A 20373-nucleotide genomic window follows, 5' to 3' on the forward strand; every position below is an offset into this window, starting at 1 on the left:
CAACAAAATGTGTGACTATGCTGAGACATCTGGCTGGAACGATAATACTTATATTGTTTGGTATATCTTGTGCCGAGCAACGTAGTTGGACTGAGGTTACTTTTGAACATGATTCATATATTAAAGTTCCATTGACTATCAATGGTGATGTTCATTGGTATATATTTGACACTGGGGCTGGAGTCTCAACTATTCTTTCTGAATTGGCAGTAAAGTATAATCTTCGAAATGAGAGGGAAGAGGAACTGGCAGAGAAAATAGAGCAAGGAATTAAAAAAAAGGATTCTATCGGGCGTTTTTCCGTTCCAGCGGTGTTGGTGCCTTTTTGTATTGGAGAAAAAGATTTTTCAAAGATAGACTCTAGTAAAGTAACAAATATTTTTGCGGTAGGGGAACTGAAACACTATGGTGTAAGTGGTAAGAATCTCAGTGGGGCAGTTATAGGGCGCACTTTAATAAATCAATATAATTGGTTGTTCAATTTTCGAACAAATAAATTATTAATAGCTGATTACGATGTAGATATCCCGTTATCTTTGGGAGCAAGTTGTTTGGAGATGCGAATAGATTGTGGTGGAAACAATATGTGTGCTGATGTATTGATTAATGATACTATGCCAATGAGGTTTATATTAGACTCAGGCCTGTATTCCCAACCGGTTTCAGTTGGAGATTATAAGCTTATGTGTGATTTGCTTTTACCATTTTCTCCGGAGGATAAACTGAAGAACTATTTATATGAAGATTATTATAATACTTATCCTTTAACAACATCGGGTAAAATACCTGAAATGGAGGAGCATGGCCGGATTTCGACTTCCTTGGATGACTCGGTTTTTCTAATACTTTCTTCTGGAATGAAGTTTAATAATCAGCATCTGACTGGTGTTGGTATGTATAAATTGCCTGATTATTTTCTAAAAGAGGAGATTTATAATGGCTATCTGACAAATCATTTTATAAGGCGTTTTGGAAATATGTATATAGATTCTAAGAATCAAAGAGTTGTTTTGTTTGATTCTCCTCAAGATTCAACTTCTCTTTTGGTTACAGATTTACAAGAGGTTGTGCAAAAGCTGAAACAGGGTATATATGAATACAGAACGAAAAAGAATAACTCTCTGTTACAACGTGTCTTTAGGAAATAAGTTCTGAAGGGTTTATTCTTTTGGATATGGAAAATAGCAAATGAAGAAGGCTATTAGAAACAGTACATTGTTATAAAAAACTTCAGCTATTTCTACTCTGGGGGAAGGAGAAATAGCTGAAATATTTATAGTAGGCCGATATTAACTGTTATTCTTTATCCCAGCCCGGATTTTGTGTTAAGTTGGGGTTCAACGCGATTTCTTCCAGCGGAACCTGATATAAGTAGTATTTTTCAAGCCATCCTTTACCTTCTTTGATAGGATCGTTGAACAGATAGATATATCCTTCAGTCATAGAACCATTGGCGCCGTCCGATGTTCCGGTCGTTTCGTTCAGTAGGGTTAGTGAACTTAGTTCGTTTTTGGATATCCACATACCTTTCTGTTGCATATTTACAAACCATGGAGCCATTCTCCAACGACGCACATCATAGAAACCGAATCCTTCACCCATTAACTCGATGATGCGTTCGCGGCGTATTTCCCAAAGGACAGGGTCTACCAAGATACCCGTTGTATTGTTTTTCGGATAGTATTTGCCACGTTTGGGATCGAAATTCTCGTCAATATTAGCAACTGTCATCTTTTCTACTCCTGCTCGGGTACGTAACTTGTTAATTGTTTCTTCAGCTACATTTTGGTCAAATGCGCCGGTTTCGTACATCGCTTCTGCATAGTTCAACAGTATTTCTTCTATTTTGAAGATCGGTTTATCGGCTGTATTTACCTGTGCATTGTTATAGTTCTCTTCCCAGTTATCCCAATTTTTCCATACGTAGTATCCCGAACGGCAGGCAACATAAGCATGCGGTCCGTATTTCTTCCCTTCGATTGTGTATTGTGCACCGCCTTGCAAGTTGGGAACCCGTCGTACTAACGAAGCACTCCAGTTTTGTCCCGGCAAGCGTTTCATGCCCACTCCCGGATTACTGCATGACTCGTTTGGACCCATGATGTCAATATATTCGCGGTCGGCAGGATCGCTGGTATACGACCATGTGGTATAGTCCCCTTTACCGTCCACTACTTTATAGGGCGGCATGATAGTATGGTACATACGTGGGTCTCTGTTACGGAAAGTCGAATAGATATCTTTGTCTCCGGCATATAATTCTGAATTGGAAATAGTCTTTCCATCCTTACAAAGATACAGATCTACCGTTCCTTGATGCATCTCTATGTCGTGGGAAGAAGTGTGTTCGTAATAACATGAGTGTCCCGGTTTGATTGTTTCCAACCATTGTTGGTAGAGGATGACGCCCGGAACTGTACTCAAATCGTCCGTAGTCCACATTTCGCCATAACCGGCACCCGGTTGTCCGTCTGTTCCTGTATACAGAGAAGGATAATCTTGCATCAACAGTTTCGAAACGCGCTTACATTCTGTGAAATATCTGTCGTAACTTCCCAGTTCATGGTACTTTCTCCAGGTACCTTCCCGAAGAGTGAAGCGGGAAATGGCTGCTCGTACACAGTTCTGGTTGATAGTGTTAGAACCATCCTTTTTTTCATAGATCGCTGTGTTGCCGATATTCGATTCTGCCCACAGCAAACGGTCTAATACCTTGTCCGCTACTTCGAGGCGGGGCATACGGGAACCGTAAGCTTCTTCCGAAGTATCGTCCAACGGAGTATCTACCCAGGGAACATCACCAAAGCGGTCAATCAATTCCATATACCAGAAAGAATGGAAGAAATATCCCACGGATTTCCAGTGGTTCTTTTCTTCTTCGGTCATGTTAGAGTCATCCACGTGCGACAGCATGATGTTAATGCGGCGAATGAAGGAAGAAAAGTTCCAGCCGTTGCCGGAGGTTGCGTTTGTCACTGTCTGAAACGCATATTTATTTTGGCTGCTTGCACCTCTTTGTTCCAGATATCCGGCATATACGTCACCGAGATAGTGAGAATTACGTCCGATAGCGGTAGTGGAGGTGGCTATATTTGTGTTGGAAAACATTTCATAACAAGGCCACATGAAAGCTTTGAAATTGTCGTATGACTGGAAAGCATTTTCTTCCGTCAAGCTGGTCACGGGGTATTTCTCTAAAAAACTGTCATTACATCCCGTCAATGTCATCCCTGTGAAAAGGGTTAGAAATAATAGTATCTTTTTCATAACTATGTATCAGATTAGTAATTTATAACGTGATATTTACTCCGAATGAAACCGTACGGAATGCCGGGTAGTTCCATTCAATTCTCTCTGGGTCGATACCTGAAGGTAGTGAAGTGAAAGTTGCTACATTTTCTATGCTGACAAACGCCTTCATCTGATTCAGGAAAATCTGGTTTACCCATTTCTTGGGTAATTTGTAGGATAGGGTTATGTTTTTGATGCGCAGATAGGAAGCATCGGACAGATATTTGTCGCTCTGTCTCAGATTCGAACCGGAGTTGCCGCGATTACCGTAGATGCGGGGATATTTAGCGTTAGGATTTACTGCACTCCAATCACCGTTATCAGGATCTTTAGGCATCCAATAGTCACTCAATCCTTCAAAAAGAGGAACAAAGTTATCACCGTTCATCGGGAAAGTGAGTACATTTGAAATCCAGTAATCCCGTTTTCCTGTACCTTGCAAGATAACATTCAGGTCGAATCCCGCATAATTCATTCCGAGATTGATACCATATTGGTAACGGGGAGTTGTGTTTCCGATAACCTTACGATCTCCCGGGTTGTCAAATGTATTGTCACCGCTGGTAATTACGTTGGTGGAAGTATCATCGTCACGTAGATTCTTAAATTTCACATCTCCGGGACGTACATTATAGCCGTTGATAGAAGTAACTCCCTCTTTTAGTTGCCAGGAAGAGGTATCCACAAAGTCGTCAACAGTATAATATCCGTCTACGACATATCCCCAGATTTCTCCCAGTGTTTGTCCCGGATAGTAGGAGCTCAATAATTTGGTAGCTGCATTATCGTCATATTTAATGATTTCTGATTTATAATCGGAAAGATTGAACCCGATTCGATAGCCTACCTTACCTATTTGGTCTCTCCAGTTCAGGCTAAGTTCCCAACCTCGTGTACGCATATCGGCTGTGTTCTGATAGGGGGCACTGGCACCTACAACAGCAGGCAATTGTACACCGGGGGCAAGCATCCCGTTCGTGTTCCGTTGATACCATTCGAATACTCCGCTCAGACGGTTGTTGAACAAGTTTACGTCCAATCCTACGTTGATTGTTCCTACTTTCTCCCATGTGAAATTTTGGCTTACTAATGCGGGCAGGGAACTGATAGAGGTTACATACGTATCATCTATGATCCATGAAGTGGCTTTATTATTTACGCTCATAGACGGGGTGAAGGTGTACGGATTGATGTTTTGGTTGCCGATGACACCGTAAGAGGCGCGGAGTTTCAAACCGTCCAGCCAATGACGGGTGGAATTCATAAATCTCTCCTGGGCAATTTGCCAGCCGGCAGATACAGAAGGGAAAAATCCGAAACGTGAACTCTTGGGGAATTTGGAAGAACCGTCATAACGGCCGTTTACTTCCAGCAGATATTTGTCGAGATAATTGTAGTTGACGCGGAAGAATCCTCCACGGATAGCATACTCACTATATGAATCAGTGGCTTTTATCGTACCTGTTCCTGATGACATTGCCGGAACATCGAGTACTGCCTGATTGTATGAGTACGTATCCAATGTCTCTTGATAGCTGGATTCCTGGTTAAAACCAGCCATTACTTTAAAGTGGTGGTTACCGAAGTCTTTGTTATAAGTAGCATATACGTTAATTGAATTATAGTTCGTATGTTGTTTGTACTTTCTCAGATAATCATCTACGAAGGATTTGGAACTTCCTCCCTGGATGGTTGTATAGTCGTATTGTCCGGTGTACCAGTGGTAATCATATATATTTTTATCAAAGGTATATTCAAATACCGCTTCCAGCCCTTTCAGAGGTTTAAGAATGGATTTGAGGAAAATACGCGGATTATCGTTCTTGTTGTTTACTGGGTTTGAGTATAATATCTGGTTGCGGGGAGTGAAGAGAGGCAAATCCTCGTCTGCCAGTGTGTTTACGGAAGCAGGCAGTTCACCTTCCGGATAATAGGAAACCAGACGAGTGTTGTATACTCCTCCCATTCCTCCCGGTGAGGTTTGTAAACTATGGGCATAGCTCATTGTGATCTCCTGTGTAAACCACTTTGTCACGTCGGCAGAAATGAATGAATTGACATTCATGCGTTCGAATTTGTCTCTGTCGGAAATCAGGACACCATCGTTCGAGTTGTAACCTCCCGAGATACGGTACCGGAGTTTATCAGTACCTCCGCTTGCAGAGATGTTGTGTGTCATCTGGAAACTGGTCTCCATAAAATTCTTATATAAATCCTTTTCGTTCAGATAATAAGGAACTCCGGATTCGTCTACATAGATGCCGTCGCCTACTGTGTTGAATGAAGAAGGATCTTTTTGATATGCAGTCAGGTATTCCATCCATTTGCTGACGCTAGGTGAACCTAGCGACCAGTATGCGTCAGAGTATCCACAGTCCAGATAGGCTTGCAGATAGTCCATTAAAGGAGCTTGTTTTGGTAAGTTCACTGCCTTGCCGAATGCAAAGTTATTGTTGTAATTCAATTCAAATCTGGAAGCACCTTTCGGACGTTTGGTAGTAACCAGGATAACACCTCCTGCTGCACGTGCACCGTAAATAGCAGCTGATGCAGCATCTTTCAGCACATTGATAGATTCGATGTCTTCCGGATTAATCATGTCGATATCCCCTTCCACATTGTCTATCAATACGAGTGGTTTGATTGTGTTTCCATACGTTCCGTCCGAGTTTTTGACACCTAATGAGTAAGCTCCGCGGATTTGGAAAGACTTGCTGGTTCCCGGTGCATTACCGCCGTTAGAAACGAACAGTCCGGGAACAGCTCCCTGTAAAGCATCGGCAGCATTCAGAAGCGGACGGTCCCCCAGCGCTTCATCCATTTTCACGGAAGAAACTGCACCAGTCAAATTAGCTTTCTTTTGCGAACCATATCCTACAACAATGATTTCATCCAATGTTTTTGTATCGTCTTTCAGTACTACTTTGAAAGAAGTTTGATACCCCACTTGTATTTCTTGTGTTATATATCCTATATAAGAAATACTGAGCGTTGCGTTGGCCGGCAAGTTAATTGTAAAATTTCCATCAATGTCGGTAATAGTACCGTTAGTTGTGTTTCCTTTTTCTAATACAGTGGCACCTATTATCGGCTCACCTGCCGTATTAGTCACATTACCTGTAATCTTTTTGGTCTGTTGGACAGTCGTTGTTACTTCATTCTTACTTGTGAGGTAAGAGTCTGCAAGCGCATTATTCGGATAGAATAGGCTACTGGAAATACCAAGTCCTATAAGAACTTTCCGAAATACATTTAAGTCAATCAGAGAACTTTTTTTCATAAGTACATCAATTATAGGTTTATAAATCAGAAATATAGCGTCAAAATCATGAACTATCTTCACGTCTCGCTGATATAAAAAACTCCCACTTCTGGTATAAGGTTTCCATAACATTACTTCGCAAATATAAGTACATTTTTTATAAAATCAAGCAGTAATACTAAAAAAAATAATAAAAGACTGTTTTAACAGAGTAAAGATTAGCATATATGAAAAAGATTTCCCCCTAAAAAGTATATTATAAGAGGCATATAAATTAACAACAAATGCCTTAGTTCTTATAGTACTTGGTTATTTTCTTATTAATTGTTGATTTCTGTTATTTTATATTGGGGAGTTACATTTTTTGGCGTACCCCTTCCATATAATTGATTTAATAGGCTTTTGATGCTTTATTGAAATTCTCTACTGTACTGGGCAGCTAGTCTCTGTTTATAACCTGAAACCCGGCTTGCTTTAAGTCTTCCCAGTATCCGGGATATGATTTGGTAACGACTTGCGGGTCGGCAATTAGCATATTGGGGTGACAGATTACGGCTGGTGCAAACGCCATCGCCATTCGGTGATCTTCATAGGTTGTAATCACTGGAGTTTCTTCCGGTTCACAGCGTTCACCGTTCCACATCAATATACTGTCATTCTCTTCCTCTATAACGTATCCCAACTTTTTAAGTTCGGTTCTCAGGGCGGCAATGCGGTCAGTTTCTTTTATTTTCAGACTTTGCAGTCCTGTGAAACGGAAAGGAATGTTCAACAGAGCACACGTAACGACAAATGTTTGCGCCAAGTCCGGAATATCAACGAAATCTTCTTCCAGTTTTTCCGGTGCTTTACCTGTCTTTTTTAGTTTTACGCCTTGCGGGGTAAACTCCGTTGTTATTCCCAAGCGTGAGAAAACCTCTGCTCCCCGGCTGTCTCCCTGATAACTATTGTGAAACAGTCCTACTAGTTCAATTTCCGCTTCTGGAGATAATGTGGCAATCTGATACCAATAGGAAGCTGCACTCCAGTCGCTCTCTACTTTGAAAGGAACGCTTTTGTAGGATTGTGGGGCTACGGAAATACTGTTGGGGGAGGTCCATACGGCTCTGGCTCCGAAATCCTGCATCAGTTGCAGTGTCAGGTTTATATAAGGACGGGAAATAATTTCTCCGCTCAAATGCAAGGTTAGTCCGTCTTTGAGTGTCGGACCTATCATCAGCAATGCTGAAATGTATTGAGAACTGACATTGCCTTTCAGGGTAATTTCATTCCCTTTCAGTACTGAACCTTTAATACGGAGAGGAGGGTATCCTTCCTTATGGACGTACTCTATTTCTGCTCCCAACTCACGCAGTGCATTGACCAATATCTGTATCGGACGTTGCTGCATACGTGCCGTTCCTGTAATAACCCGTTCTCCCGGAGTCACACTCAGATAGGCGGTAAGGAAGCGCATAGCAGTTCCGGCAGCCATGATGTCAATCGTCTCTTGCCCTTCGGTGAGAGCTTTTATCATTACCTGTGTATCGTCACAATCAGACAAATTTTCCGGTGAATAAATACCTTTACCCAGCGCATTGATAATTAATGCACGATTGCTGATACTTTTGGAGGCAGGCAACTGGATCGTTGCTTTTACCGATGGAGGAGGGATGAGTTTATAGAGCATCATTTCTGTCTTCTTTGGTTTGAGGTGACAAAAATAGTCATTTTCTTTGATTCTTCTTTCTGAAAGTTCAATATTCTGTTGTTTGTCTTGGTTTGTAGCGAGGAAGTTTTATATTTGTGCAATAAAAGTTATCTAAATGAAAATACCGAATATCCGTTTACAGAATCAGCAGTTGTTGAATCCGCTTTTCTGCCAACCGAAAGAGCTTGTGTCTTGGTTGGGAGCTATGCAGGCACAGAATTATTCTATGGTAAAGTGGGCAGTGGGAATGCGTTTGAAGTCAGCAACGATTCAGACCGTAGAGGAAGCGTTGCGAAAAGGTGAAATCTTGCGGACTCATGTAATGCGTCCGACATGGCATCTTGTAGCGGCAGAGGATATTCGTTGGATGCTGAAGTTGTCTGCCCGGCGCATCAAGTCGGCTAATGACTCTTTTGCCAAAGGGTATGATTTGGAAATAACTGATGAACTTTATGCAAAAAGTTATAATCTGCTGGAGAAGATTCTTTGCGGAAACAAAAGCCTGACCAAACAAGAAATTGCTGAGCACTTTTGTTGTTCGGGGATTTTGGTTGAGGCTGATAATCATCGTATGACCCGGTTTATGGTACGTGCCGAGCAGGAAGGCATTGTTTGTAGCGGAGAAGATAAAGGTGGAAAATATACCTATGCTCTTTTGGAAGAACGAGTGCCGCCTGTGCCGGAGATTACAAAAGATGAAGCACTGGCACGTTTGGCCAGGAGTTATTTTCGTAGTCATGCTCCGGCAGTGTTGCAAGATTTTATATGGTGGTCCGGACTGCCTGTATCGGAGGCTAAACAGGCTATCTATTTAATAGAATCAGAATTGACGGCAGAGCAATGGAATGGACAAACATGGTATGTCCATGAGGCTTGCCGGACTCGCGGTAAAGTGTCCGGTCGTTTGCATCTTCTTCCTTCATACGATGAGTATCTGTTAGGATATAAAGACCGGACGGATGTTTTGCCGAAAGAGCATTATCCCAAGGCATTTACCAATAATGGATTGTTTTATCCGGTTATTCTTCATGAGGGACAAGTGATAGGAAATTGGAGTAAATCTGCTAAAAAAGGAAGCGCATCAATAGAGTGTTCATGGTTCAGGTCGAATGATTGTGTAGATGAAACTGTACTGAATCAGGAAAAAGATAAGTATATGCGGTTTTGGCAATAATCTTTTCTCCATTTATTTAGAATAACCGGATTTTTTTAAAACAGAGATAGCAATTCATCGAATCTTCTTACTTGTTTAAGGTGAACGTGTGTAAAGCTATCTACCACTTCATGCTTCCACATTACTTCGAAAGGAATATGTACTCCGTATCCTCCTAAAGATAGGACAGGTTGAATATCTGATTTCAGGGAATTGCCAACCATGACAAGTTCCGAAGGGGTAATTTGCAGTATGTTCAACATTCGCTGATATTCTTTCTCTGTTTTATCGGACATAACTTCGATGTGATCGAAATAGGGAGCTAAGCCGGAACGTTCCAGTTTATTTTCCTGATCGAGCAGGTCGCCTTTAGTAGCAACCACCAGTTTGTACTTTCCTGTTTTTTTTAGTGTTTTCAGGGTTTCTTTGACTCCCGGCAACAGTTCGATAGGCATTTTTAATAATGATTTTCCTAACTCAATAATATGTTGGATATCTGTGGCTGAAATCTTTCGTCCACTAACTCGCAAAGCCGTCTCGACCATAGAAATGGTAAAAGCTTTGGCGCCATATCCGAGACATTTCAGGTTGTTCATTTCTGTTTGAAATAAAGCGGCCGAAATATCTTCGGGAGTTCCGTAGGACTTTAACAGGTCTGTGTATTGTTTTTCTATATCCTGGAAAAAAGGTTCGTTACTCCACAGGGTGTCATCTGCATCAAAGGCAATTACTTTAATAAGTTCTTTCATCGGTTCTCGTCGTTAATAGGAAATCTTAAATAATATGTTGGGTATTTCGTTGGGCAAAGTTACAATAAAAAAGACGAATAAGGGCGAGTTCCTTGTTTTTAGAATCAAATCCCGGTTTAATTGAATAGAAATCTCTATCTTTGTTACTCATTTTTTAGTTTGGACTTAAATTGAATATGCAACAATGAAAATAGGAGATAAAGTACGCTTCCTTAGTGAAGTAGGTGGCGGAATCGTAACCGGATTCCAGGGAAAAGATTTTGTTTTGGTAGAAGATGCGGACGGCTTTGACATTCCGATGCCGATACGTGAGTGCGTAGTGATAGAAACGGATGACTATAACATGAAACGAAAACCTGGTTCATCGACTCCGAAAACGGAAGGACCTGTCAAACCCGTAAAACCAGAAATGCCTGTCATTCAGCGTCAACCGGAAGTACGTGGTGGAGATACACTGAATGTTTTTCTGGCTTATGTGCCCGAAGATGCGAAAGCAATGATGACTACTCCTTTCGAGGCTTATTTGGTGAATGATAGCAATTATTATCTGTATTATACTTACTTGAGCGCAGAAGGAAAGGCATGGAAAACTCGTTCGCACGGATTGGTGGAACCTAATACAAAACTGTTGCTGGAGGAGTTTACAAAAGATGTACTGAATGATATGGAACGGGTAGCTGTGCAACTGGTAGCTTTCAAGGATGGTAAAACGGCTGCTATCAAACCTGCCGTTAGTGTAGAAATACGTATTGATACGGTGAAGTTCTATAAACTTCATACGTTCGGTGATTCTGACTTCTTTGAAGAACCGGCTTTAATTTATGATATTGTGAAAGATGATATGCCGGCCAAGCAAGTCTATGTTTCCGCAGAGGAGATCCAAGTTGCTTTATTACAGAAGAAATCTGTTGATAAACCTAAATCGCAGCCGATCGTGAAATCCGGTCATGGGAGTAAGAATGGAATTATCGAAATAGATCTTCACATTGATTCATTGCTGGATGACACACAAGGTATGGGTAATAGTGAGATCTTAAACTATCAATTGGATAAGTTTCGGGAGGTAATGGAAACCTATAAGAACAAGCGTGAACAAAAGATTGTTTTTATTCACGGAAAAGGGGACGGAGTACTTCGGAAAGCTATCATTGACGAACTAAAACGGAAATACAGTAATTGTCGCTATCAGGATGCCTCTTTCCAAGAATATGGCTTTGGAGCTACAATGGTGACTGTTAAATAGGGATATTCCTAGATGTTTGTCGTGAGGAAGCAACAGAACAAAATTGTCGTGATAAACTTGGGGGAATTCATAATAAATTCGTTTTTATTGTTTGATGTGCTAAATATACAAAAGAATTACATAAGAGACTATAATAAAAAGAATAAACGTGCTATCTATTTTTATTAGAATGAAATTGAACAAAAGAATGTGACCAGGAAAGGAACGCTGAAGTCTACCACAAAACCATGAAAGATAGAAATAATGACAAATTCTTTTCCGGAACATCGGGTGATGATTGGAAGCGTAGTATCCATAGTTGTAGCTCCACCAACAGAAATAGGGGCTAGTTTTCCGAAATATTTCACTAGTAAAGGCGCTCCGAGTAAGGCTGTAATTTCACGCATGATATTGGAGAGCAATGCAATAGTCCCCAATTCCGGTCCTTTGTATTCGGTGATGAATATACTGGAAAGCGAATAATAGCCGAATCCTGCTCCTATTGCCATACATTCTGATGATGAACGTTGACTCATGAAGAAGCCTGCTACGGCACACCCTGCCAGTGTACCCAGTATTGTCATGATAGGCAGGAACATGAGACGGGGATTCAGTGAGCGGAAACTTTTCAGGGTGTTCGGATCATTTCCGATGCTGGTACCTACACAGAACATCAAACCGCAGAGAGCATAATAACTAAGTTTACTGTCAGTAAAGTCGTAAGGAATCAGATGAAAGAATCCGCACAGGGTACCCACGATAAAGAATGAGACGATAATCAGGCTGCCTTTCATGCTTTCGTCTCCTTTCCTCTATTCCTTATATACAATAAGTACCAGAGCCCCCAGGCGAATAATGTGCTGCCGATAACCGCTGCCAGCGTAATAATAAGTGCTTCGAGTCCTAATGTATGCAATCCTTTGACAATAATATCATTGCCACCTACATCAATACCTAGCAGAAATAGCAGTACCCATATAAGGAAAGTGATTATTTTATGTATCCACATGAGACGTTTGCTACGTAATAGATAACCAAACAGCATCCCCGTCAGCATAATTCCAATGATGATAAACATAGTCTGTACTCGTTTTTGGTTGCAAAGATAGTTGAAAAAGTGCTTTGCTCCTAATTAAAACTGTCGGGAACTTTCTTTCGGATGAAGGAGTTGTTGGAGAATTTAAGGTAAAAGCTGAAATAGGAGGACCGATTGTAGTAAGATTCCCTATTTTATTAATATATTTGGCAGCAAATCAATACAAGATAAATGCGGAGGATAAAACTATATTATTTGTTTTTCTTCAGTACGTTGAAAATCAATGTACCTTTCTCCGTGTTGGCCAGTCTTCTTATAGTAAAGTGGGATTGGAGTATATTTTTTGAACCTTTTCCTTATATGTTAGGGGGATTGGGTATTGTTGCAAGTTTGCTTTACAAGGAAATTCTTGAAAAGGAAGCCTACTATTTTTATTATAATTCCGGTATTCCGAAGCGGAATTTGATAATTTCCGTATTTGCTGTTTATTGGTTCATTCTCTGGATTATGAAATTATGCATCATTTGCTTGAAATAGATAGTGTTATCAAGAACTTCGGTACCCGGCAACTACTGTCGGATGTCTACCTGAGAATCAATACGGGAGACGTCATCGGATTGTTCGGCAGAAATGGCACGGGGAAATCCGTACTTATGCAAATTATATTCGGTACAATGAAAGCCGACAGGAAGTTTATCCGCTTGGATGGATGCAAAATTCTTCCGGCTCCTTACCGACATTCCGGAACGATTGCTTTCTTGCCGCAGCAAGGTTATCTGCCTAAACATCAAAAAATGAAACAATTGGTACGTTATTATTTGGATACGGATGTCGTGTCTGATTTTTATAAAGATGATGAAGTGGCACAATCGTGTATGGACCGACGTGTCTCACAGCTTTCCGGAGGTGAACGGAGATATCTGGAAGCCAAGTTACTGTTGCTTGGCGACACTAAATTCGTATTGTTGGATGAGCCGTTTGATTATTTATCTTTTCATTTGGCGGATAAACTGATAGAGCTGATAAAAAAGCATTCGGTAAATAAAGGGATTGTGATCAGCGATCATAATTACGGAAAAGTGCTGGAAGTTGTTAACCGGCTCACTCTGATTCGTGAGGGCGTATTGCTGGAGCTTACTGATAAACGTGGACTGGTGGAGCAAGGTTACCTTTTGAGTGAGAGCTACTTATAATATGAATCGTCTGAGTAACTTCCGTGCTGATTCCTACCATTCCTGTACCTCCGTGTACATTGCTGGGATATTTGATCGGTTCGTTGATTGTTTCATCGTAAGCGTCGGAGTCTACTAAATTAAGTGCTTTCAGGTAGTAATATTCCGTTTCTGTGATACTCATCAAGCGGATAATGACGTCCATTCCTGAAAAATATCCGGAATCGCTACCTGTTTCGATTTTAGTATTGTTGTAAACTGTCATAGTGTAGGAAGTGTTTCTGAACCGGGTGTCGTCGAATACACCATAAATATTTTTAGCTGTATCGAATAGTCCGTTATCTTCATCATCACCGGTGGTGGGTTGTCCGTCTGTAAGAACGACATCCTCGCGGCCAATGAAGTTATAACTGTGTTTTGTCCAATAGATGTAATCGTCTCCTCCTTCTTCGTGGTTATATCCCCAAAGTGTAGTCTGCTTATCTATCACGATACGGTAATAGTTTGTTTCATTGGGACGGTCGTTGATCGTAATCCGATAGCGCAGATATTCTGTGGTATATCCGCTTTGTGCAAGCGGAACGGTGACAGTATCGACATTTTCTATTTCGAAAGGGCGTTGGGGAACGTTGATTTCCGTCCATGCATGATATTGTCCGTCGTCGGTAATAGCGTCAATGCGCACTGCGTCTCCGGGGGTAAATCGGGAAGTAATGCCGAATCTGCATTGTGGATTACCTTCCGTCTCGGGTGGGAGAGGGCGAAGGCTCTCTTTTAGTTCGCCGTTGATACGTACCTCTACGGTTACATTTTGTACATGAGTACTATTTTCTTTACTTGTGAAGTTGAGGAAAAGAAGATTATCCGTGCTCTCCGCATTAATCAAAGCATTCATCACTAGTTTGGGCGGATTATTGTTGATGTTGAAGGGTAACTCATTCTCGCAGGACGACATCATTGTGACTGTAACGAACAGTATAGATAGGTAAAAAATAGTTTTCATATTCAAAATTTATAAGTATAAGTAAAAGAAGGAATCAGTGGAAGTAAGGTGTATTTCTTGATAACGCTTAGTCCTTGTTTGTTGTGGCCTCGGTATACCCATGCCGGATTCATGGCGTTGTATGCATTGTATAGACTGATATTCCAGGTTCGCATACCGTGTTTGGTCTTTTTATTGAAGTTCACTCCCAAGTTGAGGCGGTGGCTTGCAGGGAGGCGGAAGTTGTTACGATGTTCTATGTAAGACACATCTCCGATAGTAGGTGAACTATTGGTATTATCGTAGGTCCCATACCATAGAAAACCGTTGTTTGCACCATTGTGAGGACGGATAACAGTAGTCTTCTCTTCCGGAATGGTACTGGTGCCTCCCGTGTAGAATACCCAAGAGGCTCCAATATCAATACGGTCGCTGAACTTATGATTAATAGTGAGGTTAATGCTATGGCGGCGGTCATATTTATATGGAAACCACTCACCGTTGTTTATGCCTCCTTTCGTAAACTTACGGTCACTTTTTGAAAGAGTGTATGACAGCCATCCGGTTGTCTTTCCTGCTGTCTTTTGTGCCATAAACTCAATTCCTGCCGATCGTCCTTTTCCCATTTCTACCTTATTTTCCCAGCCGGAGGAAGAACCGAAGAAACTGACACCGTCTTTGTATTCGAGTACATTGCGCATATCTTTGTAGTAACCTTCTACCGAGAACTCCCAACCGTTTATACCTGTGTAATATCCGCCTAAAGCATATTGGTGAGAACGCATCGGCTTTATTTTTTTTGTGACAGGGACCCATAAATCCGTGGGCATGGCGATAGGCATGGACGACAACAAATGCACATATTGGTTCATTTTTGTATAAGATGCTTTGATAGTAATATCCTTATTAAGTTGATAACGTGCCGAAATGCGTGGCTGTAAGGAGAGATAATTCTGATCTTGTACGTGAAACAGGGAAAGGTGCAGGCCTAGATTCAGCCGGAGGCGGGAACCAATCTTGAAGTTATCTTCCGCATAGGCTGTAACTTCGTGTGCATGAATCCTGCTGTTGTTTGCATTATGATAAGTGGTATCCCTGTCTATTCTGTTATCGGTTTTGTCTGAGATGACAGAAGTCGTTACGTCCGGTTGAAAACGGTGGAAAAGATAGCCGGTGCCGAATTTTATATGATGGGCAGGCGTTGGATTATAATCGAAGTCAATCTGGTAACTCCAGTCGGTAATACCGGAATGATAATTGGAGGAATAACGGTTGAGAATGATTGCTCCCGCACCGGTAGAATACTGGTTATTGGTGTATGTGTTAACGTCGAATAAATAGTTGTTATAGGAAACTGTTGTATTGCTGAATAACTGGTTATTGAAAATATAGTTCCATCGGGCGGAAACAATCGTGTTTCCCCACCCCATATTACTTCCGTCCTTAAAGTCGGTATTACCGTCATAATCGGCTGCAAAATGGTCTTTCCCGTGGTAAGCACTTAGGAACATCCGACTCCGGTCAGAAAACTTATGATTAATTTTTGCATTCATGTCATAAAAGTAATAACTGTATTTTTCATCATCCGGCATGAAAGGCTTTGCCAGTAAGTCCAGATAGGAGCGACGTGCTGAAATATTGAATGATGTTTTTCCTTTGATGATAGGCCCTTCCAGGTTAATCTTGCTGGTTAGCAGTCCGATACTGAACGTACCGTGGTATTTCTGTATATCTCCATCGTTGGTACGTACATCGATAACGGAGGAAAGTCGTCCGCCGAAGCGAGCGGGAAAGGAACTTTTAAACAAAGTGACCTTTTTCACCGCTTCGGGGGTAAAGACGGAGAAAAAGCCGAACAAATGGTCTACATTATATACAGGTGTTCCGTCCAGCAGGATAAGGTTCTGGTCGGGACTTCCTCCGCGTATATACAATCCGGCGGAACCGTCCACTCCGGCTTGTACTCCGGGCATAAGTTGAATGGTTTTCATCACGTCTGCCTCTCCCAATATGCTTGGGGTGTTTTTTATTTGTGCCATTGGAATCTCTACGGCACCCATTTGCGTGGCTATTGCTCCGGCTTCAGCTTTGTCGGAAATAATGATAACTTCTTCCAGTTGCGTATTTCCCTGCATACGGATATTCAGCAGAGTATCTTTGGAAAGAGTGAATTTGCGTGTTTCCGTAGCATAGCCCAGATAGGAGAAACGCAGTTCGGTTTCTCCTTCAGGCAGTGTGATACTGTAAAAGCCGTAAGGATTGGTGGTGGTTCCCTGATGTTGATGACTCTCAATGATGTTACTGCCAATCAACGTCTCGGAAGACGTCCCGTCAGTGACATATCCGCTGATAGTAAACTTGCGGCTTACGGGCTTTTGTCCTTTTTTCTCTTTCAGTAGGATGTAGCGTCCGGAGAATTGATAGCTTATAAGTTCGTCTTTAAACACAGTGTCCAACACCTCATGCAAGGGCATCTCTTTTGCTTTCAGTGCAATTTTGTGCCTGATACCCACTTCTTCACCATAGATAAAAGAATACCCGGTTGAATTTTCAATCAATTTGACGAATTCTTTGAGAGTGGCATTTTTCAGTGTAAACGAAAGACGTGTATTTATATTTTGGGCGTACGTCTGTGTAGTGGTAAGGAGTACCATGCCTATCAGGATGAATGTTCTGACAGGCAGGTAATCTTGGGAAATTATCTTCATTTTAAGTCTGGTTTAGTGGTAATGACAATCTGTTTATTATTTTGTGAATAGTTGAAATAACCTGCATGGTGTAGTACAGATAAAATTGTTTCCAAGTCTTCTCCATTGCGGAATCGTGCCGAAATCCGATAGCTTTGTAGTGACGTGTCGGCAATATGAATCGGTGTATCGAATGAATTGGACAGTTCGCGGGCGATCTCTCCTAAGGGAAGATTGTCGAATATAAACTCCCCGTCTCGCCAGGAAATTTCATCTTTTGCATTTTTCGTCACCTGACGGGTCAGTTTATTTCCCACCTTATTATATATAGCAATTTCATTCGGTTTCAAAATCATGCGGACAGAATTACTTTTATTGCTGACTGCTACCGAACCTGTCAATAAAGTAGTCTTTACCTCCGGGTTGTTACGATAGGCGTCCACATTGAAGTGAGTTCCCAACACTTGTACGTTGATGTGCTCGGTCTGTACGATAAACGGGTGCTTCTGGTCTTTGCTAACCTCAAAATAGGCTTCTCCGGTGAGTTGTACTTCCCGGTTGTCCGACTTGAACCGCTTCGGATAGGATAGCGACGAATGACGGTTCAACAGTACAGAACTGCCGTCGGGCAGGATGACATTACGTGTTTCGGCCATTGTGGATACTGTTTGGAGTGAAGTCGGTTGCATATATAAATATACTGTTCCTACCGAAAGACAGAGCAGAATAACAGCTGCCGCTGCTGCCAATATACGCATACGCGTCGGGAATAAACACCGGATATGTGGTTTTAGTCGCTTTTCCAACTGCGGATAGCTGGCTACTGCTGAAAAGCGCCCACGTGGCGAGCGTGTGGAAGCGATGAGCTTGCTTAGTATCGTTTCCAATTCTGTATCGGTATACTTCATATTCTATTCGGTTTATTTGTTGATAAAGACCGGAGGTAACCAGAATTTCCCTATTCGTATTTAGCAAATAAAGGTTAAATATAAACGTATTCCATTTTCTTCTTAATAACTTTCTATCTGACTGCTTGCAATCATTTCCTTCAACCGGCTGACAGCTTTCTGAAGTTGGGCATCTACGGTTTTGGTGCTAATACCGAGCTCCTCGGCTACTTGGGCATAACTTTGATGTTCCTCTCGGATACGGATGAAGACTTCACGGCAACGTTCCGGCAAGCGGTCAAGCGCCTTGACGTAAAGAGCGAATAATTCTTCGGTAATTAATGTCTCCTCGGGTGAACAACTTTGTTCCTGCGGTTCCGGCAAGCAAGAAGAATGGACAGTGGTGTACTTTGATTCCTTCTCCAGATAGTTGAGTGAAGCGTTTTTGACTAGAATGAAACAATAATCCTCGATGTTTCTTACATCGAGCAGTGTGTCCCGTTGTTTCCAGAGTCGGAGAAAAACATCAAGTACGATTTCTTGTGACCATTCCTCTTGCTTTACGTAATAGTAGGCTATACGGAAAAGACGGTCATAAGTCATGTCGTAGAAGTCGCGGAAAGCAGTTTGCGAATCCTGCTCCTTCATTTGCCGTAATAACTTTCTAACTTCAGATTCGGTCATCGGCTTATAGTTTAGTTTTTTAGTCTACCCAGAGTAAATCGCTCATAATACTATCGGAAATGAAAATCCCTTCACGGGTCAGGCGTAAAGCGCCCTCGTATTCTTCCAATTTGCCGTTTTTCAGGTAGGGAGTTGCCATTTTCCGGCAATACTCCCACATCTCAATCCCGAACAGTTGTTTTAGCTTTTCTATGGGGGTACCCCATACGGTACGCATGGTGGTGATAATAAATTCGTTGTAACGGGTGATCGGGCCGAGATACTCGGTTTCGAAGACCCGTTGCCCTTCTTCAATACCTTTTATATAGCGGTCGATAGAAGAAATGTTCCATTCGCGTGTTGTTCCATTGAAAGAATGTGCAGAAGGTCCGCATCCTAAATAAGGAATTCCTTTCCAATATGAAGTGTTGTGACGGGAATAGTAGCCGGGACGACAGAAGTTGGATATTTCGTAGTGTTCGTATCCTGCCTTTTGAAGATATTCTATCAGTAGCGTGAAAAACTCCAGACTGGAATCTTCGTCTACTTCACATATTTGATGTTGCTTCAACATATTATATATAGGTGTATCTTCTTCATAAATCAGATGATAAGCGGAAATGTGTTCTACATTCAGGCTGATAGCTTGTCGAAGATCCTTCTCCCACCGTTCCTTGGTTTCTCCCGGCAGTCCGTATATGAGGTCGATACTGATATTTTGATAACCGGCTTCCCGGCATCTGCGGACGGCCTCGGTGGCAGTCCGGGCATTATGGCGGCGTTTCAATAATTTGAGAGTTGCGTCATCGAAAGTTTGTATTCCCATACTGATGCGGTTGAAGGGAAGAGCCGATAGCATTTGCAGGTATTCTTTTGATAAATCGTCCGGATTGGCTTCCAGGGTAATCTCCCGGCAATCTTCCAGTCCGTAATGCTTTTGTATGGCTTTAAATATTTGTTGGAAATCTTCTTCTCCTAATTGGGAAGGAGTGCCGCCGCCGAAATAAACAGTTTCTATCTTTTCCTCTTTCAAATATTCTTTCTTCATTTCCAGTTCATTGCATAGGGCGTGTATATAGCGTGTTATTAGTTCACTACGGGTAGTCGAGTAAAAATCACAATAGATGCAACGGGTCTTGCAGAAAGGAATATGAAGATAGATACCTGCCATAGCTATGCTGTTTGAGTTTTGTAGGTGCAAAAGTAAGACTATTATCGGATAATATATCAAAGAATTGTTTTCTCTTAACACAAAACGCCGCTGTATATGAATATTTCCGAATAGGTAATGAACTGTTAAATTGTTTCTGTTGAGGAAGCAAATTTATACTAAGCGGAATTGTTCATGTTAAGTATATGCTACATAACATTGTTTAGTAACACTGCCCTAAATGTTGTTTTTCCCCCAATAAATCCCTAATTTGCGCAACACTAAATGAATGGTATGTGAGTCATACTAAGTAATTATTTAAATCTTGTGTATTATGAAAGTATATCAGACTAATGAAATCAAGAACATTGCCTTGTTGGGAAGTTCTGGCTCTGGGAAAACCACTCTCGTGGAAGCGATGCTTTTCGA

General features: G+C 41.6%; 15 protein-coding genes. 4 read left to right on the forward strand and 11 right to left on the reverse strand.

What is annotated here, in order from left to right; genetic code table 11:
- The first annotated feature begins 17 nt into the window (after nt 1–17).
- Nucleotides 18–1148, forward strand: a complete 1131-nt coding sequence (locus tag BHV72_RS07440) for a pepsin/retropepsin-like aspartic protease family protein (RefSeq protein WP_229093714.1) — start codon at nt 18–20, stop codon at nt 1146–1148.
- Nucleotides 1149–1296: 148 nt separating this feature from the next.
- Here BHV72_RS07440 and BHV72_RS07445 read toward each other — a convergent pair whose 3' ends face one another.
- From BHV72_RS07445 to aroA, 3 genes are all read right to left on the reverse strand, one after another.
- Entirely contained in the window at nt 1297–3267 is a 1971-nt protein-coding gene (locus BHV72_RS07445; RefSeq protein WP_182317050.1) for a RagB/SusD family nutrient uptake outer membrane protein, read from the reverse strand.
- 22 nt (nt 3268–3289) lie between these two features.
- Nucleotides 3290–6571: a SusC/RagA family TonB-linked outer membrane protein gene (locus BHV72_RS07450; RefSeq protein WP_195210124.1), complete on the reverse strand. Its 3282-nt coding sequence runs from the start codon at nt 6569–6571 to the stop codon at nt 3290–3292.
- Between the two features lie 421 nt (nt 6572–6992).
- Nucleotides 6993–8225, reverse strand: a complete 1233-nt coding sequence (aroA, locus tag BHV72_RS07455) for a 3-phosphoshikimate 1-carboxyvinyltransferase (protein WP_005678694.1) — start codon at nt 8223–8225, stop codon at nt 6993–6995.
- A gap of 133 nt (nt 8226–8358) precedes the next feature.
- Here aroA and BHV72_RS07460 point away from each other — a divergent pair, with 133 nt between their 5' ends.
- Nucleotides 8359–9417, forward strand: a complete 1059-nt coding sequence (locus BHV72_RS07460; RefSeq protein ID WP_022041626.1) for a winged helix DNA-binding domain-containing protein — start codon at nt 8359–8361, stop codon at nt 9415–9417.
- Between the two features lie 35 nt (nt 9418–9452).
- On the opposite strand, the gene BHV72_RS07465 is transcribed toward BHV72_RS07460, so the two are convergent.
- A complete protein-coding gene (locus tag BHV72_RS07465; RefSeq protein ID WP_005678696.1) occupies nt 9453–10145 on the reverse strand; it encodes an HAD family hydrolase in 693 nt (230 codons plus the stop codon).
- A gap of 184 nt (nt 10146–10329) precedes the next feature.
- On the opposite strand from BHV72_RS07465, the gene BHV72_RS07470 reads away from it, so the two are divergent.
- On the forward strand, nt 10330–11388 hold the full coding sequence (locus BHV72_RS07470) for a DUF2027 domain-containing protein (protein WP_022041627.1): 1059 nt from the start codon (nt 10330–10332) through the stop codon (nt 11386–11388).
- 164 nt (nt 11389–11552) lie between these two features.
- On the opposite strand, the gene BHV72_RS07475 is transcribed toward BHV72_RS07470, so the two are convergent.
- Together BHV72_RS07475 and BHV72_RS07480 are read right to left on the reverse strand one after the other, a co-directional pair.
- The gene (locus tag BHV72_RS07475; protein ID WP_005678698.1) at nt 11553–12161 is read right to left on the reverse strand and encodes a LysO family transporter; all 609 of its coding nucleotides are present in this window, start codon (nt 12159–12161) and stop codon (nt 11553–11555) included.
- Complete coding sequence (locus BHV72_RS07480; RefSeq protein ID WP_286855536.1) at nt 12158–12445, reverse strand: LysO family transporter; 288 nt, start codon at nt 12443–12445, stop codon at nt 12158–12160. Before BHV72_RS07480 ends, BHV72_RS07475 begins: the two co-directional genes overlap by 4 nt.
- A gap of 473 nt (nt 12446–12918) precedes the next feature.
- On the opposite strand from BHV72_RS07480, the gene BHV72_RS07485 reads away from it, so the two are divergent.
- The gene (locus BHV72_RS07485) at nt 12919–13596 is read left to right on the forward strand and encodes an ATP-binding cassette domain-containing protein (RefSeq protein WP_005682646.1); all 678 of its coding nucleotides are present in this window, start codon (nt 12919–12921) and stop codon (nt 13594–13596) included.
- On the opposite strand, the gene BHV72_RS07490 is transcribed toward BHV72_RS07485, so the two are convergent.
- The 5 genes from BHV72_RS07490 to hemW form a co-directional block, all read right to left on the reverse strand.
- A complete protein-coding gene (locus tag BHV72_RS07490; RefSeq protein ID WP_005678704.1) occupies nt 13538–14578 on the reverse strand; it encodes a DUF4249 domain-containing protein in 1041 nt (346 codons plus the stop codon). The two genes, BHV72_RS07485 and BHV72_RS07490, sit on opposite strands and share 59 nt — an antisense overlap.
- Before the next feature lie 2 nt (nt 14579–14580).
- Nucleotides 14581–17265, reverse strand: a complete 2685-nt coding sequence (locus tag BHV72_RS07495; protein ID WP_286855537.1) for a TonB-dependent receptor — start codon at nt 17263–17265, stop codon at nt 14581–14583.
- Complete coding sequence (locus BHV72_RS07500) at nt 17262–18152, reverse strand: FecR family protein (RefSeq protein WP_005682648.1); 891 nt, start codon at nt 18150–18152, stop codon at nt 17262–17264. Before BHV72_RS07500 ends, BHV72_RS07495 begins: the two co-directional genes overlap by 4 nt.
- Nucleotides 18153–18254: 102 nt before the next feature.
- Entirely contained in the window at nt 18255–18815 is a 561-nt protein-coding gene (locus BHV72_RS07505; RefSeq protein WP_005682649.1) for an RNA polymerase sigma-70 factor, read from the reverse strand.
- 19 nt (nt 18816–18834) lie between these two features.
- Entirely contained in the window at nt 18835–19965 is a 1131-nt protein-coding gene (hemW, locus tag BHV72_RS07510; protein WP_122119160.1) for a radical SAM family heme chaperone HemW, read from the reverse strand.
- Nucleotides 19966–20373: the final 408 nt, after the last annotated feature.

The sequence above is a fragment of the Bacteroides sp. 43_46 genome, assembly GCF_001915455.1.
In the GTDB taxonomy this organism is placed as follows: domain Bacteria; phylum Bacteroidota; class Bacteroidia; order Bacteroidales; family Bacteroidaceae; genus Bacteroides; species Bacteroides caccae.